The sequence below is a fragment of the Novosphingobium panipatense genome, assembly GCF_900182875.1.
GTDB classification, from domain to species: Bacteria; Pseudomonadota; Alphaproteobacteria; order Sphingomonadales; family Sphingomonadaceae; genus Novosphingobium; species Novosphingobium panipatense.
Genome location: NZ_FXUI01000002.1, coordinates 248,862 through 261,517 on the forward strand (window position 1 = coordinate 248,862; position 12,656 = coordinate 261,517).

Below are 12,656 nucleotides of genomic sequence, written 5' to 3' on the forward strand. Positions count from 1 at the left end.
GCCCCGCCCACTGTCCCCGGGACGGCGTCAGGCCGGCGTCACCTCCACTATTTCGATCGCGTCCTCGCACCCGCCGAAATCCGTGATGTCACCAGCTTCGCCCCCGAGCAGGGCCCGGGCAAGCGGAGCGGTGAAGGCAAGTCGGTTCCTGGCCGGATCGGCCTCGTCATGGCCGACAATCACAATCTCTCGCGGCTTGCCGTTCAGGGTGAAGCGGACGCGACTGCCAAACTGGACGGTGCTGCCGGTTGGCGTCGATTGCAGCTCCGCCGTGGCAAGGCGGTTGCGCCAGTAGCGAAGGTCTCGCCGTGCCGCAGCCAGTGTTGTTTCATCCGAGATGGTTGCAATCCGGGCGTCCAACGCTTCGATCCTCTCCTCTATGAGGGTCATCCCGGCTGCCGTGACGAGGTTTGGCCCGGGTGGGATCGGCACCTCGAACTTGGGCTCGAGATGCTCCTCATCTCCGTCCCTGCGGAAGGCGACGCTCATTTCGCGGAAACGCTCTGTCCGCGCCCCATGAGAGCCTCGAGTTCTTCGTGGACCTCCAGCCAATCCGTTTCGGCCTGCTCAAGCGCTGTGGACGCCGTGTCATGCCTCCTGCCAAGCTCGCCGAGGTTCAGTCCCTTGAACTCACCCTTCGCCGCAGCCGGATCGGACAGGGCCTCGACAAGAGCGTCAACCTGCATCTGCAGGCGCTTCATGCGCGTCTCCGCTTCGGTCACCCGCTTGCGCAGCGCCTTGAGCTCCTCGCGTGCGATGGCGCCGGACTTTTTCGCCGGGGCGCTTCCCGAGCGGGCGGATGCGTCGGGCTTCGGCTGGTTGCGGCCGAGCACGAAGTCGATGTAATCTTCCATTGAGCCGTCGTAGTTTGTCGCCGTGCCGCTATCGACCAGCACCAGGCGGTCGGCGACCAGTTCGACCATGTGGCGGTCGTGGCTCACGAGAATGACAGCGCCCTCGAAATCGTTGAGCGCCTGGACCAGCGCCTCGCGGGCATCCACGTCGAGGTGATTGGTCGGCTCGTCCAGGATGAGCATGTGCGGGGCATCACGTGTCACCAGCGCAAGGGCCAGCCTCGCGCGTTCGCCGCCGGATAGCGTGCGGGTCTCCGCCGTCGCCCTGTCTCCGGAAAAGCCGAAGCGGCCGAGCTGACCGCGCACCGCCAGCGGGGTCTTGCCTTCCATGGCGCGGGTCATCAGCTCCAGCGGCGTGGAGTTGGAAGGCAGTTCCTCGACCTGGTATTGCGTGAAGTACCCGATGCGGATCTTGGGGGAGAAGTTGATCGCGCCTTCCATCGGTTCCAACTGACGAGCGAGCAGGCGGGCAAGGGTGGTCTTGCCATTGCCGTTGCGTCCAAGCAGCGCGATCCGATCCTCCGGATCTATCCGCAGGTTCAGGCGTCGCAGGATCGGTTTTTCCGCTTCGTATCCTACCGCAGCGAGGTCGAGGGTGATGAGCGGCGGGCGCAGTTCGTCCGGGCTCGGGAAGTTGAAGCTGAGCGAGCTGTCTTCGGCCATGGCCGCGATGGGCTGCATCTTGGCCAACATCTTCGCGCGTGACTGGGCCTGTTTGGCCGTGGATGCGCGCGCGGAGTTGCGGGCAACGTACTCGGCCAGCTTCTTCTTCTGCGCTTCCTGGTTTGCGCGAGCTGCCGCAGCCTGTGCCGCTCGTTCCGCGCGGATCCGCTCGAAGCTGTCGTAGTTGCCGGGGTACAGTGTAAGCCGCCCAACCTGAAGGTGAAGGATATGATCCACGACGGTATTCAGCAGATCGCGCTCGTGGCTGATGACCAGCAGCGTCTTGGGGTAGCCCTTGAGGAAATTTTCCAGCCAGAGCGTCGCTTCGAGGTCCAGGTGGTTCGAAGGCTCGTCCAACAGCATGACGTCGGGCTCGGAGAACAGCAGCGCCGCGAGAGCGACGCGCATCTTCCAGCCTCCGGAGAAGCTGTCCAGCGCGCGGCCCTGCATCTCCTCGTCGAATCCCAGCCCTACAAGGATCCGCGCGGCCCGGGCCGGTGCGGTATAGGCATCGATGGCGATGAGGCGCTCGTGAACGTCGCCCAGGCGGTTCGGGTCCGTGCAGGTCTCTGCCTCGGCCAGGAGCGCCGTGCGTTCGGTGTCTGCCTCCAGCACCGCCTGGAACGGGGTCCGCGTACCGCTGGGCGCTTCCTGGGCGATGTAGCCGAGGCGAGCGCGGCGAGGCATCTCCACCGATCCGCCATCCGGTTCAAGCTCGCCGATAATCGTCTTCACCAGCGTCGACTTGCCGGCGCCGTTCCGGCCGATCAGGCCGATCTTGCCGTTCTGCGGCAGCGTGGCGGAGGCGCCGTCAAGGATCGTGCGGCCGCCGAGGCGCACAGTGATATCGCGGATGGTCAACATGCCGCGCGCCTAGCAGGGTCGGCGCAAAAGCGGAACCGGGATGCGCATCTCCCGGTGACGGCAGCGATGAACCGAATGAGCCGTCATTCTTATCAACATTAAAACTTTGAGACGACGCCTCTGGCCATCGGAGTTCGCCTGTCGCAAAACGGACGAATCCTTTATTGAATGGGCTTGCAACCCCGAATCACATGTGATTCAAGAGGCTGATGCGGCACGTGCGACAGGACACCAACATTGCCAAGGAGCGACTGGTGCAGGGCCTTGCCCTCGCGCTGCTTCTGCTCATGGTCCTGTGGTGCGTGGCCGGTCCCAGTGGGCTCCTCGCTTGGGGTGAAAACCAGCGGCTGCTCGAGCAACGTGAGAAGCAGCTCGTCGATCTCAAGCTGTCGAGGGACCATCTCAAAAACAGAGTTGCGCTCCTGAACCCGGAACGGATGGATCCGGACCTGGCGGGCGAACTGGTCCGCAGCCAGCTCAACGTCGTGCATCCTGACGAGATGGTGATGCAACTTCCCTGAGCGGTTCTGCGTTCTCTTCAGATGGAGAGGCGCGTGATGCTGAAATCTGCAAGTCAGGTTGCAAAAAAGGCCGCGTTCGCGGGCTAATTTCAAGCCTCTGCGCTTTCGCTTTTCGGGCGTCCTTCCTATACCGCCGTTCAACAATCGCACCAACGATGGGGAGCACCCGTTGCCGAAAGCAAAGAACACGGCGGCCGAAACGGCTACCGAAAAAGAGGATTTCGCGCTCCACAGCCTTCAGGAAGCCTTGGACGCGGACAAGCGCTACAAGCCTTCCAAGGAAGAGCTGCTTCGCTTCTATGAGCAGATGCTGCTCATTCGCCGCTTCGAGGAAAAGGCCGGCCAATTGTATGGTCTGGGTCTGATCGGCGGCTTCTGCCACCTCTACATCGGCCAGGAAGCCGTGGCCGTGGGGCTGCAGTCCGCTCTCGACGGGAGCAAGGATTCGGTCATCACCGGCTATCGCGATCATGGCCACATGCTCGCCTACGGCATCGATCCCAAGGTCATCATGGCCGAGCTTACCGGGCGTGAAGCCGGTATCTCGAAGGGCAAGGGCGGCTCGATGCATATGTTCTCCGTGGAGCACCGCTTCTACGGCGGCCACGGCATCGTTGGCGCGCAGGTTTCGCTTGGCGCGGGTCTGGCATTCGCTCACAAGTACCGTGAGGACGGCGGCGTTGCGATGGCCTACTTCGGTGACGGCGCGGCCAACCAGGGCCAGGTCTACGAGAGCTTCAACATGGCGGCTCTCTGGAAGCTGCCGATCATCTTTGTGATCGAAAACAATGGCTACGCCATGGGCACCGCCGTAAAGCGCGGCTCGGCCGAGACGCACTTCCATCGTCGCGGCACCGCCTTCCGCATCCCCGGCATGTCGGTGGATGGCATGGACGTGCTCGAAGTGCGCAAGTCGGCCGAGATCGCGCTGGAATACGTGCGCGCAGGCAATGGTCCGGTCCTGATGGAGCTCAACACGTACCGCTATCGCGGGCACTCGATGTCGGATCCCGCCAAGTACCGCAGCCGCGAGGAAGTGCAGGGCGTACGGGAAAAGCGTGATCCGATCGACCATGCCAAAAACGAACTGATCGCAATGGGCGTGACCGAAGAAAGCCTTAAGGAACTCGACAAGCGCGTGCGCGCCCAAGTAGCCGAATCTGCGGACTTCGCCGAAAACTCGCCTGAACCCACGCCTTCCGAACTGTATACCGACGTCCTGGTGGAGAGCTACTGAGATGGCGATCGAACTGAAGATGCCCGCTCTTTCCCCGACCATGGAAGAGGGCAAGCTGGCCAAGTGGCTGGTTAAGGAGGGGGACGAGGTCACCTCCGGTGATATCCTGGCCGAGATCGAGACCGACAAGGCGACGATGGAATTCGAGGCCGTCGATGAAGGCACGATTGGCAAGCTCCTTGTTGCCGAAGGCACCGAGGGCGTGAAGGTCGGGACCGTGATCGCGGTGCTGGCGGGCGAGGGCGAAGACGCCTCTGCCATCGAAGCACCCAAGGCCGAAGCGAAGCTCGACGAACAGCCGGCTTCGGGCGAAAAGCCCGCCGAGGACAAGAAGCCGGCCGAGAGCGGCACCGCCAACCTGCACTCCGACATCAAGACCGCGCGGGATCCTGAACTGCCGCACGGCACCAACATGAAGACCTCGACTGTCCGCGAAGCGCTGCGCGACGCCATGGCCGAGGAGATGCGCCGTGATAGCCGCGTCTTCGTGATGGGCGAGGAAGTGGCCGAATACCAGGGCGCCTACAAGGTGACCCAGGGGCTGCTGGAGGAGTTCGGTCCGACCCGTGTCATCGACACCCCGATTACCGAGTACGGCTTCGCCGGCATCGGCACGGGCGCGGCCATGGGGGGGCTGCGCCCTGTCGTCGAGTTCATGACGTTCAACTTCGCCATGCAGGCGATCGACCACATCATCAACTCGGCGGCGAAGACGAACTACATGTCCGGCGGCCAGATGCGTTGTCCGGTCGTGTTCCGCGGCCCGAACGGTGCGGCATCGCGCGTCGGCGCGCAGCACTCGCAGAACTATGGTCCCTGGTACGCGAACGTCCCCGGCCTGGTCGTCATCGCTCCCTATGACGCGTCGGATGCGAAGGGCCTGCTGAAGGCGGCCATCCGTTCGGAGGACCCGGTCGTCTTCCTCGAGAATGAGCTGGTCTACGGCCGCTCGTTCGAGCTGCCCGAGCTTGACGATCATGTCCTGCCGATCGGCAAAGCCCGCATCATGCGCGAAGGCAAGGACGTGACCATCGTGTCCTACTCAATCGGCGTCGGCCTTGCCCTGGAAGCCGCCGAGGCCCTGGCTGCCGAAGGCATCGAGGCGGAAGTCATCGACCTTCGTACCCTGCGCCCGCTGGACAAGGAGACGGTTCTGGCGAGCCTCGCCAAGACGAACCGTCTCGTCGTGGCTGAAGAAGGCTTCCCGGTCTGCTCGATCGCATCGGAGATCTCCGCGATCTGCATGGAAGAAGGCTTCGACAGCCTCGATGCGCCGGTCGTGCGCGTTTGCAACGAAGACGTGCCGCTGCCCTATGCTGCAAACCTCGAAAAGATGGCGATCATCGACGCCTACCGCATCGTTGCGGCGGTGAAGAAGGTCACTTACCGATAAGAGCCTTGGGGGCGGTGGTGCAAGCCGCCGCCCCTTCGCTTTCGATCTTCGCCGTTTGCATGACGGCGATGCTGCTTTAGGGAGGCGGCGTGACTGACTCCCCATCTCCTGAAATCCTCGCGTCCAATCACGACATCCTCGTCCAGTCGCTGCCGACGGTTTCGCGCCTCGCGCTGGTCTACGCCCCTCGCAACGCGCGCGAGCAGACGCTGGCGCTCCTCGCCCTTGATGCGCGCCTGGCGCATCTGCTACGCCGTTCGCGTGAGCCTATGATGGCGCAGTTGCGTCTCGCATGGTGGCGTGAATCTCTTGGTCAACCTGCCGAGCAGTGGCCGCAGGGCGAGCCTCTTCTCGCGCTACTCAAGAGTTGGAACGGTCATCACGGCGGGCTTTCGGCACTGGTGGACGGCTGGGAGAATATGACCGGGCCGGCGCCCCTGCCGCGCACTGCGCTCGAGGCCATGGCGCAAGGCCGCGGCGAAGCCTGCGCCGCCCTCGCGGATGCGCTTGGGCGGAGCAGCGAACGGGATGCGGCGCTGGTACTGGGCCGCGCCTGGGCGCTTAACGATCTGGCCATGCGCCTTGGTCACGGCGCCGAGCGGGAAACGGTGCTTGAACTGGTGAGAGCATACCCCGCGTCCGGCGTGCGCGTCTCGCGCGCCCTGCGCCCGCTGATGGTGCTGCAGGGCCTTGCCGCCCGCAGGCTTGCCAAAGGCGATGAAACGGGAGCGACGTCTCCGGCCGCCCTGCTGAAGGCGATGCGGCTCGGCCTGCTGGGCTTCTGATTGCAGGGATGTAATTTCCTTTTGGGGACGAGGCGGGGTTAGAGCGGCGGGATCATTGAGGGGTCCCGTAATGAACCGCTTTCTGCTTGGCGGCATCGCCGTTTTCGTGCTGCTCGGCATCGGCCTGTTCTGGTGGCAAGGTCATGCCCAGGTCGAATCAGCGGCTCCCAAGGCGCAGCCGGTGCCTCCGGCCCCGGCCCCGCTGCCCAGCGCCGATGCGGGCGAGGCGGTCGGTCCCGAACTGCCTGAGGCGACCGAACTCAGCCGGGAACAGCGAAGGTTTGGCCGCTACGACCGGGACCGGGACAGGCGTGTATCCCGCAACGAAATGCTGTCGACCCGTTCGGAAGCCTTCCGCAAGCTCGACAAGGACGGCAACAACCTGCTGACGTTCGAGGAATGGGCGGTCGCCACCGTCGACAAGTTCGAAAGTGCGGACGCGGATCGCGACAGCTATCTCACGCCTGCCGAGTTCCGGAAGACAGCGCCGTCGCCTAAGCCCAAGCCGAAGTGCTCCTGCTGAGGGGACGGCCTGCCGTCAGACTGCGATGCCGCCCAGCCAGGGTGCGATGTCTTCCTTGGCGCGCGCCGTGTAGGCTTCCTTGCGCTGCTTCTTCTTCACGTCGTGCAGCGGGGGAAAGAGGCCGAAGTTGACGTTCATGGGTTGGTAGGTTTCCGCATCCGCATCGCCGGTGATGTGGGAGAGCAGGGCGCCCAGCGCGGTGGTGCGGGGCGGGGCCTGCCAGTCGTGACCCGCCAGTTCGGAAGCGGCCATCAACCCGGAAAGGAGGCCCACCGCCGCGCTTTCGACATAGCCTTCGCAGCCCGTGATCTGCCCGGCGAAGCGCACATGTGGCGCGCTCTTCAGGCGGAGCGTGCGGTCGAGCAGGACGGGCGAGTTGATGAAGGTGTTGCGGTGAAGGCCGCCGAGCCGCGCGAACTCCGCGTTCTCGAGCCCCGGGATCGTGCGGAAGAGGCGGACCTGTTCGGCGTGCTTCAGCTTGGTCTGGAAGCCGACCATGTTCCAGATCGTGCCGAGCTTGTTGTCCTGCCGAAGCTGAACGACGGCGTAGGGCCAGCGGCCGTTCGGATGCTCCGGCGTCGCCCAGTGCGGGTTGTCCAGGCCCACCGGCTTCATCGGCCCGAAGCGCAGCGTCTCTACGCCGCGCTCTGCCATGACTTCGATGGGCATGCAGCCGTCGAAGTAAGGCGTATCGGCTTCCCACTCCTTGAAAGCCGTCTTCTCGCCCGCGATCAGCCCGGCGTGGAACTCCAGGTACTGCTCCTTGGTCATCGGGCAGTTGATGTAGTCCCTCGTCTCACCCTTGTCCCAGCGCGAAGCCATCCAGCACACGTCCATATCGATCGTGTCGCGGTAAACGATAGGTGCGATGGCATCGAAGAAGGCGAGGCTGTCTGCGCCCGTCGCGCGGCCGATCGATCCGGCGAGCGCCTCGGCGGTCAGCGGGCCGGTGGCGACGATGACGGGCCCGCCCTCCGGAATCGCGTCGATGCGTTCGCGCACGATCTCCAGGTTGGGAAGGGCGGTGAGGCGCGCTTCGACTTCGGCGGAGAAGACGTCGCGGTCCACGGCCAGTGCGGAACCCGCCGGCACCTGCGCCTTTGCCGCAGCGCCCATGATGAGCGAATCGCAGAGGCGCATTTCATGGTGCAGCAGGCCTACGGCATTCTTCTCGCTGTCGTCGGAGCGGAAGGAGTTGGAGCAGACCAGTTCGGCCAGCCCGTCGCCCTGGTGTGCGGGGCTGCGTTCACCGGTGCCGCGCATTTCCGAAAGGCGGACGCGGAAGCCGCGGCGGGCGAGCTGCCACGCGGCTTCGCTTCCGGCCAGGCCGCCGCCGATGATGTGGATCTGATGGGTCATGGATCAGGCGCCTAGACCTTCTCGCCACGATGGAAAAGGGGCGGCGCACCTGTCATAGCGCTCGGGTACACTTTCAGGAGGACCGATGCCCAAGCGCGCGCTGATCGAACGCCGACCCTGGTTGCTGGCAAGCATTCTTATGGCCGCCGCCTGGGCCTGGCTGCAGGACAGCGCCTTGCCGGGACTTTACCTGCTGGTGCTCAATGCGGCGCCGCTGCTCCTCCTCGCCGTCTATGCCGTCTTGCGCCACCGGGGCAATGACACACGATCGCTGGCGGGAATGCTCGCGCTGCAGGGGATCGGCTCGGCGCTGTGGTACTATGCGCCGGTGATCGGGCTCAACGCGTTGCTGGTGGCTTACCTGCTTGGTCTGACGCTGTTCCTGGTTCACCGTCAACCCGTTGTTGACGCGGGCGGGCGTGTTTCAGCGCTGGTGCTGACGCTCGGGACGCCGCTGCTGTGCTACGTCGCGGCGGATCGGGCGGGCGTCCCTTTTCCGCTCTTCCTCGGCTTGGGCCTTGGAGGCATGGCGGCGTCTGCATGGATCAGCACGTTCCCGCGCCAGCGCGTCGGTTTCGGCGCGGCACTGATCCTCGCTGGCGTCGTCCTGGAAATTGCCGGGGGAGGTTCTGCGGCGTCAGTGCTGAGGCTCGCGGCCTGGCCGCTGTTCTACCTTGGCAACCTTGTCCTGGCCACGGGCGTAACCGGTGAACTGCAGTTGCGCGGCGGCAAGCGATAGGCACCGCAAAACGCCCGCTGGCGAATGCGGGCTTTACGCCTTGGGGGGAAACGCGAGGCAAAACCGGGCCGGCGTCGGGGCGTCCCTGCTGGAACGCGGGGAGGGAGACTGTCGTGCGAACGGCCGGGTAGCAGTCAGGACAGCCCGGCGCGACCCTGTGACGGAGACGGTTCGGACAGGCCGTGCGGGTTCGCAAGACAGGGCTGTGTCCGCTTTCGTGGGAAGCTGCCTTCACGCAGAAGGCTACCGATTGCACGAAAGTTGGGGTGGAGGGGCCGCTGTGCCGCCCGTCCAGTGAACCGCTCCGGGAGGACGCTCGTGGCGTGGTCCACGGCTTTACACCCGCGCACCGCCCACGACGCCGACCCGAGACACCTTGGCGGACGAGGCCCCGTCCGCCGCAGATGAGGAGGTTTGTAACCTAATAGGTTATAGAAGTCAAGATTCCACACCGACAGCAGGGTGGCTGCCGCCTTCAGCCGGGAAGCTGCACACTCCCGCTACGGTCCCGCTCCACGGGAGCATGTGAAAGCACGCCGGAAAGAGGAAGGTCGCCGTAGAGATGCGGGAAGAGCGCGCCACCGCGCGAAACCTCCCACTTAACGCCATCACCAAAGACCGTCAGATCGACGGCAACGATGCGCAGGTTTTCCTGCCCGGCGAAGTGCTTGTCCAGAGTCGCCTGCACCTGATCGGCGGCCGACATGTGGATGTAGCCATCCGCGAGATCGACCGGCGCACCCTTGAAGGCTCCGTCGGCGAGCAGTCGCTCGAACTGCTCGCCGGTCAGGATCTTGTACGCGACCGCGGGATGTGCGCCCGTGATCACGCTTCGCTGTCGCCTTCATCCTCCGCGAGGTCCGCTGCCGGGATCTCGATTTCCGCCGCGACGGCGATGTCCGGAGCGTCGTTCTCGGGCTCCTCGTCGAGGCGCACAGCGCTGACAACATGTTCGTCAGCCGATACGGTGAAGAGGCGCACGCCTGCGGAGCCGCGGCCGATGACACGCAGTGAGTCCAGCGGCAGGCGGATCAGCTTGGCCTGGTCCGTAACCAGCATCAGCTGCTGGGCGCGCGTCGCCGGGAAGCTGGCGACGACAGGGCCGTTGCGGCCGATGTTGTCGATGTTTGTGATGCCCTGGCCTCCGCGTCCGGTGCGGCGATACTCGTAGGCGGAGGATAGCTTGCCGTAGCCGTTGGCGCAGACGGTGAGAATGAACTGCTCGCGTTCCTGCAACTCGGCCATGCGCTCTGCGGACAGAGTGGGCTCGCCTTCCTTCTCGCCCTTCCAGGGTGCGAAGCGCAGATACTGCTCCCGCTCCTCGGCGTCGGTGCCGACGCGGTGTAGGATCGAGAGCGAGATGACCTCGTCGTCACCCTTGAGCGTCATGCCGCGAACGCCCGTCGATGTGCGGCTCGTGAATTCACGCACGTCGTCACCGGGGAAGCGGATGGCCTTGCCCTGGCGGGTGGCCAGCAGCACGTCGTCGCTCGGCTCGAGAAGGGCGACGCCGATGAGACGGTCCTCGCTGCCCTCGTCGAAGCGCATGGCGAACTTGCCGTTGCTCGGAATGTTGGCGAAGCTGTCCATCGCGTTGCGGCGCACGTTGCCCTTGGCCGTGGCGAAGACGACGGAAAGCTTGCCCCATTCGGCCTCGTCTTCGGGGAGGGCCAGGACGGTCTGGATCGTCTCGTCCTTGTCCAGTGCGGGCAGGAGGTTGACGATCGGACGGCCGCGCGTGGTGGGGCCGCCTTCCGGGAGCTTGTAGACCTTGAGGCGATAGACCTTGCCTGCGGTCGAGAAGAACAGAACCGGGTTATGCGTGGACGTGACGAACATCGTCGTCACAGCGTCCTCGTCCTTCGTCGCCATGCCGGCGCGGCCCTTGCCGCCGCGGTTCTGGGCGCGGAAGGTGGAGAGCGCAGTGCGCTTGATGTAGCCGTCCATAGTCACGGTGACGACCATGTCCTCGCGCTCGATCAGGTCCTCGTCGTCGATCCCGTCGAAGGCGGCGGTGATCTCGGAGACGCGCGGGGTGGCGTAAGCGTCACGTACCGCCTGAAGTTCCTCGCGCATGACGCCGTAGAGCTTCACGCGGTCGGCCAGGATTGCGAGGTATTCCTCGATCGCGATGGCAAGCTGCTTCAGCTCGTCGCCGATCTCGTCGCGCCCGAGCGCGGTCAGGCGGTGCAGGCGCAGATCGAGGATCGCCTTCACCTGCACTTCGGACAGGCGGTAGATGCCGCCTTCGGCCTCCGCTTCGGGCTCGATCGCCTCGACGAGGCGGATGTACTGCGCGATGTCGCCGATCGGCCATTCCTTCGCGAGCAGCTTGGCACGCGCTTCGGCCGGATTGGGCGACGAACGGATGATCTTCACCACCTCGTCGAGGTTCGATACCGCGACGACGAGGCCGAGCAGGATGTGAGCCCGGTCACGCGCCTTGTTCAGCTCGAACTTGGTGCGGCGGGTGATGACCTGCTCGCGGAACTGGATGAAGTTCTGGAGGATGTCGCGCAGCGACATGATCTCGGGACGGCCGCCCCGGATCGCCAGCATGTTGGCGGCGAAGTTCGACTGGGCGGGGGTGCTGCGCCACAGCTGGTTCAGCACGACCTCGGGCGAAGCGTCGCGCTTCAGGTCGATGACAACGCGTACGCCTTCGCGGTTGGATTCGTCGCGGATGTCCGAGACGCCTTCTATCCGCTTGTCCTTGGCGGCCTCTGCGATCTTCTCGACCAGGGCCGACTTGCCGACCTGGAAGGGGATCGAGGTGAGGACGATCGAGCGCGCGTCCCGGCGCGATCCGCGGCCTTCCTCGACGTGGCTGCGGCAGCGCTGGATGATGGAGCCACGGCCGGTCAGCGCCGCATTGCGCGCGCCGGACTGACCGAGGATCAGCGGTGCGGTCGGGAAGTCAGGGCCGGGAATAATCTGGAACAACTCTTCCGAGGTAATCCCGGGGTTGTCCATCATGGCGAAACAGCCGTCGATCACCTCGCCCAGGTTGTGGGGCGGGATGTTCGTCGCCATGCCGACCGCGATACCACCCGCGCCGTTGACGAGCAGGTTCGGGAAGCGCGCCGGCAGGACTGAAGGCTCCTGACGCGAACCGTCGTAGTTGTCGACGAAATCGACGGTATCCTTGTCGAGGTCATCAAGAAGGGAGTTGGCGACACGGGCAAGGCGCGCCTCGGTGTAACGCATCGACGCCGGGGGATCGGGGTCCATCGAGCCGAAGTTGCCCTGACCATCGATGAGCGGGACGCGCATCGACCAGTCCTGCGTCATGCGGGCCAGCGCGTCGTAGATCGCGCTGTCACCGTGCGGGTGGTAGTTGCCCATGACGTCGCCGACGATCTTCGCGGACTTGCGGTACGGGCGCCCGGCGACGAAGCCGCCTTCCTGGCTGGCGTAGAGGATGCGGCGGTGAACCGGCTTCAGGCCGTCGCGCACGTCGGGCAGCGCGCGGCTCACGATCACGCTCATCGCGTAGTCGAGGTAGCTCGTCTTCATCTCGTCGACGATGTCGACGCGGGTGAATTCGCCATCGGGGCCGATCGGCAGGTTCTGGGTCTCGTCGCTCACGAAGATTGTTTCGCCGTTGTTGCGGGAAGGGGTGGATGAACCGCACTAGGCCAAGCGTGCAGGGAAAGCCACCGGAAGCTGTCCCACGCAGGAATGCCAGGCATCGTTTTCCACACATAAGCTGTTCGCG

At 64.8% G+C, this 12,656-nt stretch carries 11 protein-coding genes; 6 read left to right on the forward strand and 5 right to left on the reverse strand.

Annotated features, from left to right (window positions below; translation table 11 throughout):
• Nucleotides 1-27 precede the first annotated feature (27 nt).
• Together QOL62_RS04110 and QOL62_RS04115 are read right to left on the reverse strand one after the other, a co-directional pair.
• Nucleotides 28-489: a GreA/GreB family elongation factor gene (locus QOL62_RS04110; protein ID WP_283405285.1), complete on the reverse strand. Its 462-nt coding sequence runs from the start codon at nucleotides 487-489 to the stop codon at nucleotides 28-30.
• Complete coding sequence (locus tag QOL62_RS04115; RefSeq protein WP_283405286.1) at nucleotides 486-2,381, reverse strand: ABC-F family ATP-binding cassette domain-containing protein; 1,896 nt, start codon at nucleotides 2,379-2,381, stop codon at nucleotides 486-488. The genes QOL62_RS04110 and QOL62_RS04115 overlap by 4 nt, the downstream gene beginning before the upstream one ends.
• A 209-nt stretch (nucleotides 2,382-2,590) precedes the next feature.
• Here QOL62_RS04115 and QOL62_RS04120 point away from each other — a divergent pair, with 209 nt between their 5' ends.
• From QOL62_RS04120 to QOL62_RS04140, 5 genes are all read left to right on the forward strand, one after another.
• Nucleotides 2,591-2,902, forward strand: a complete 312-nt coding sequence (locus tag QOL62_RS04120) for an FtsB family cell division protein (protein ID WP_103729686.1) — start codon at nucleotides 2,591-2,593, stop codon at nucleotides 2,900-2,902.
• A gap of 169 nt (nucleotides 2,903-3,071) precedes the next feature.
• Nucleotides 3,072-4,139 (forward strand): pyruvate dehydrogenase (acetyl-transferring) E1 component subunit alpha, encoded by a 1,068-nt coding sequence (gene pdhA, locus QOL62_RS04125; protein WP_103729687.1) that lies wholly within the window; start codon nucleotides 3,072-3,074, stop codon nucleotides 4,137-4,139.
• A 1-nt stretch (nucleotide 4,140) separates the two neighbouring features.
• Nucleotides 4,141-5,532: a pyruvate dehydrogenase complex E1 component subunit beta gene (locus tag QOL62_RS04130; protein ID WP_283405287.1), complete on the forward strand. Its 1,392-nt coding sequence runs from the start codon at nucleotides 4,141-4,143 to the stop codon at nucleotides 5,530-5,532.
• Between the two features lie 89 nt (nucleotides 5,533-5,621).
• Nucleotides 5,622-6,317: a hypothetical protein gene (locus tag QOL62_RS04135; RefSeq protein ID WP_283405288.1), complete on the forward strand. Its 696-nt coding sequence runs from the start codon at nucleotides 5,622-5,624 to the stop codon at nucleotides 6,315-6,317.
• A 70-nt stretch (nucleotides 6,318-6,387) separates the two neighbouring features.
• A complete protein-coding gene (locus QOL62_RS04140) occupies nucleotides 6,388-6,840 on the forward strand; it encodes an EF-hand domain-containing protein (RefSeq protein ID WP_103729690.1) in 453 nt (150 codons plus the stop codon).
• 15 nt (nucleotides 6,841-6,855) lie between these two features.
• Here the strand turns inward: QOL62_RS04140 and trmFO are convergent, their stop codons facing one another.
• Nucleotides 6,856-8,199, reverse strand: coding sequence for a methylenetetrahydrofolate--tRNA-(uracil(54)-C(5))-methyltransferase (FADH(2)-oxidizing) TrmFO (gene trmFO, locus QOL62_RS04145; protein WP_283405289.1), 1,344 nt, complete (start codon nucleotides 8,197-8,199; stop codon nucleotides 6,856-6,858).
• An 85-nt stretch (nucleotides 8,200-8,284) separates the two neighbouring features.
• Here trmFO and QOL62_RS04150 point away from each other — a divergent pair, with 85 nt between their 5' ends.
• The gene (locus QOL62_RS04150; RefSeq protein WP_283405290.1) at nucleotides 8,285-8,938 is read left to right on the forward strand and encodes a hypothetical protein; all 654 of its coding nucleotides are present in this window, start codon (nucleotides 8,285-8,287) and stop codon (nucleotides 8,936-8,938) included.
• Between the two features lie 475 nt (nucleotides 8,939-9,413).
• On the opposite strand, the gene QOL62_RS04155 is transcribed toward QOL62_RS04150, so the two are convergent.
• Complete coding sequence (locus QOL62_RS04155) at nucleotides 9,414-9,767, reverse strand: DUF952 domain-containing protein (RefSeq protein WP_283405291.1); 354 nt, start codon at nucleotides 9,765-9,767, stop codon at nucleotides 9,414-9,416.
• Nucleotides 9,764-12,454 carry a DNA gyrase subunit A gene (gyrA, locus tag QOL62_RS04160; RefSeq protein ID WP_379511660.1) on the reverse strand — a complete coding sequence of 897 codons (2,691 nt, stop codon included), beginning with the start codon at nucleotides 12,452-12,454 and terminating at the stop codon, nucleotides 9,764-9,766. The genes QOL62_RS04155 and gyrA overlap by 4 nt, the downstream gene beginning before the upstream one ends.
• Nucleotides 12,455-12,656 lie beyond the last annotated feature (202 nt).

What these genes read in the sequence shown, in the direction of transcription:
- QOL62_RS04120 (WP_103729686.1), top strand. Translation starts at nt 2,591, where the DNA reads ATGCGGCACGTGCGACAGGACACCAACATTGCCAAGGAGCGACTGGTG.
- QOL62_RS04150 (WP_283405290.1), top strand. Translation starts at nt 8,285, where the DNA reads ATGCCCAAGCGCGCGCTGATCGAACGCCGACCCTGGTTGCTGGCAAGC.
- gyrA (WP_379511660.1), bottom strand. Translation starts at nt 12,454, where the DNA reads ATGAAGACGAGCTACCTCGACTACGCGATGAGCGTGATCGTGAGCCGC.
- QOL62_RS04130 (WP_283405287.1), top strand. Translation starts at nt 4,141, where the DNA reads ATGGCGATCGAACTGAAGATGCCCGCTCTTTCCCCGACCATGGAAGAG.
- QOL62_RS04140 (WP_103729690.1), top strand. Translation starts at nt 6,388, where the DNA reads ATGAACCGCTTTCTGCTTGGCGGCATCGCCGTTTTCGTGCTGCTCGGC.
- QOL62_RS04110 (WP_283405285.1), bottom strand. Translation starts at nt 489, where the DNA reads ATGAGCGTCGCCTTCCGCAGGGACGGAGATGAGGAGCATCTCGAGCCC.
- trmFO (WP_283405289.1), bottom strand. Translation starts at nt 8,199, where the DNA reads ATGACCCATCAGATCCACATCATCGGCGGCGGCCTGGCCGGAAGCGAA.
- QOL62_RS04115 (WP_283405286.1), bottom strand. Translation starts at nt 2,381, where the DNA reads ATGTTGACCATCCGCGATATCACTGTGCGCCTCGGCGGCCGCACGATC.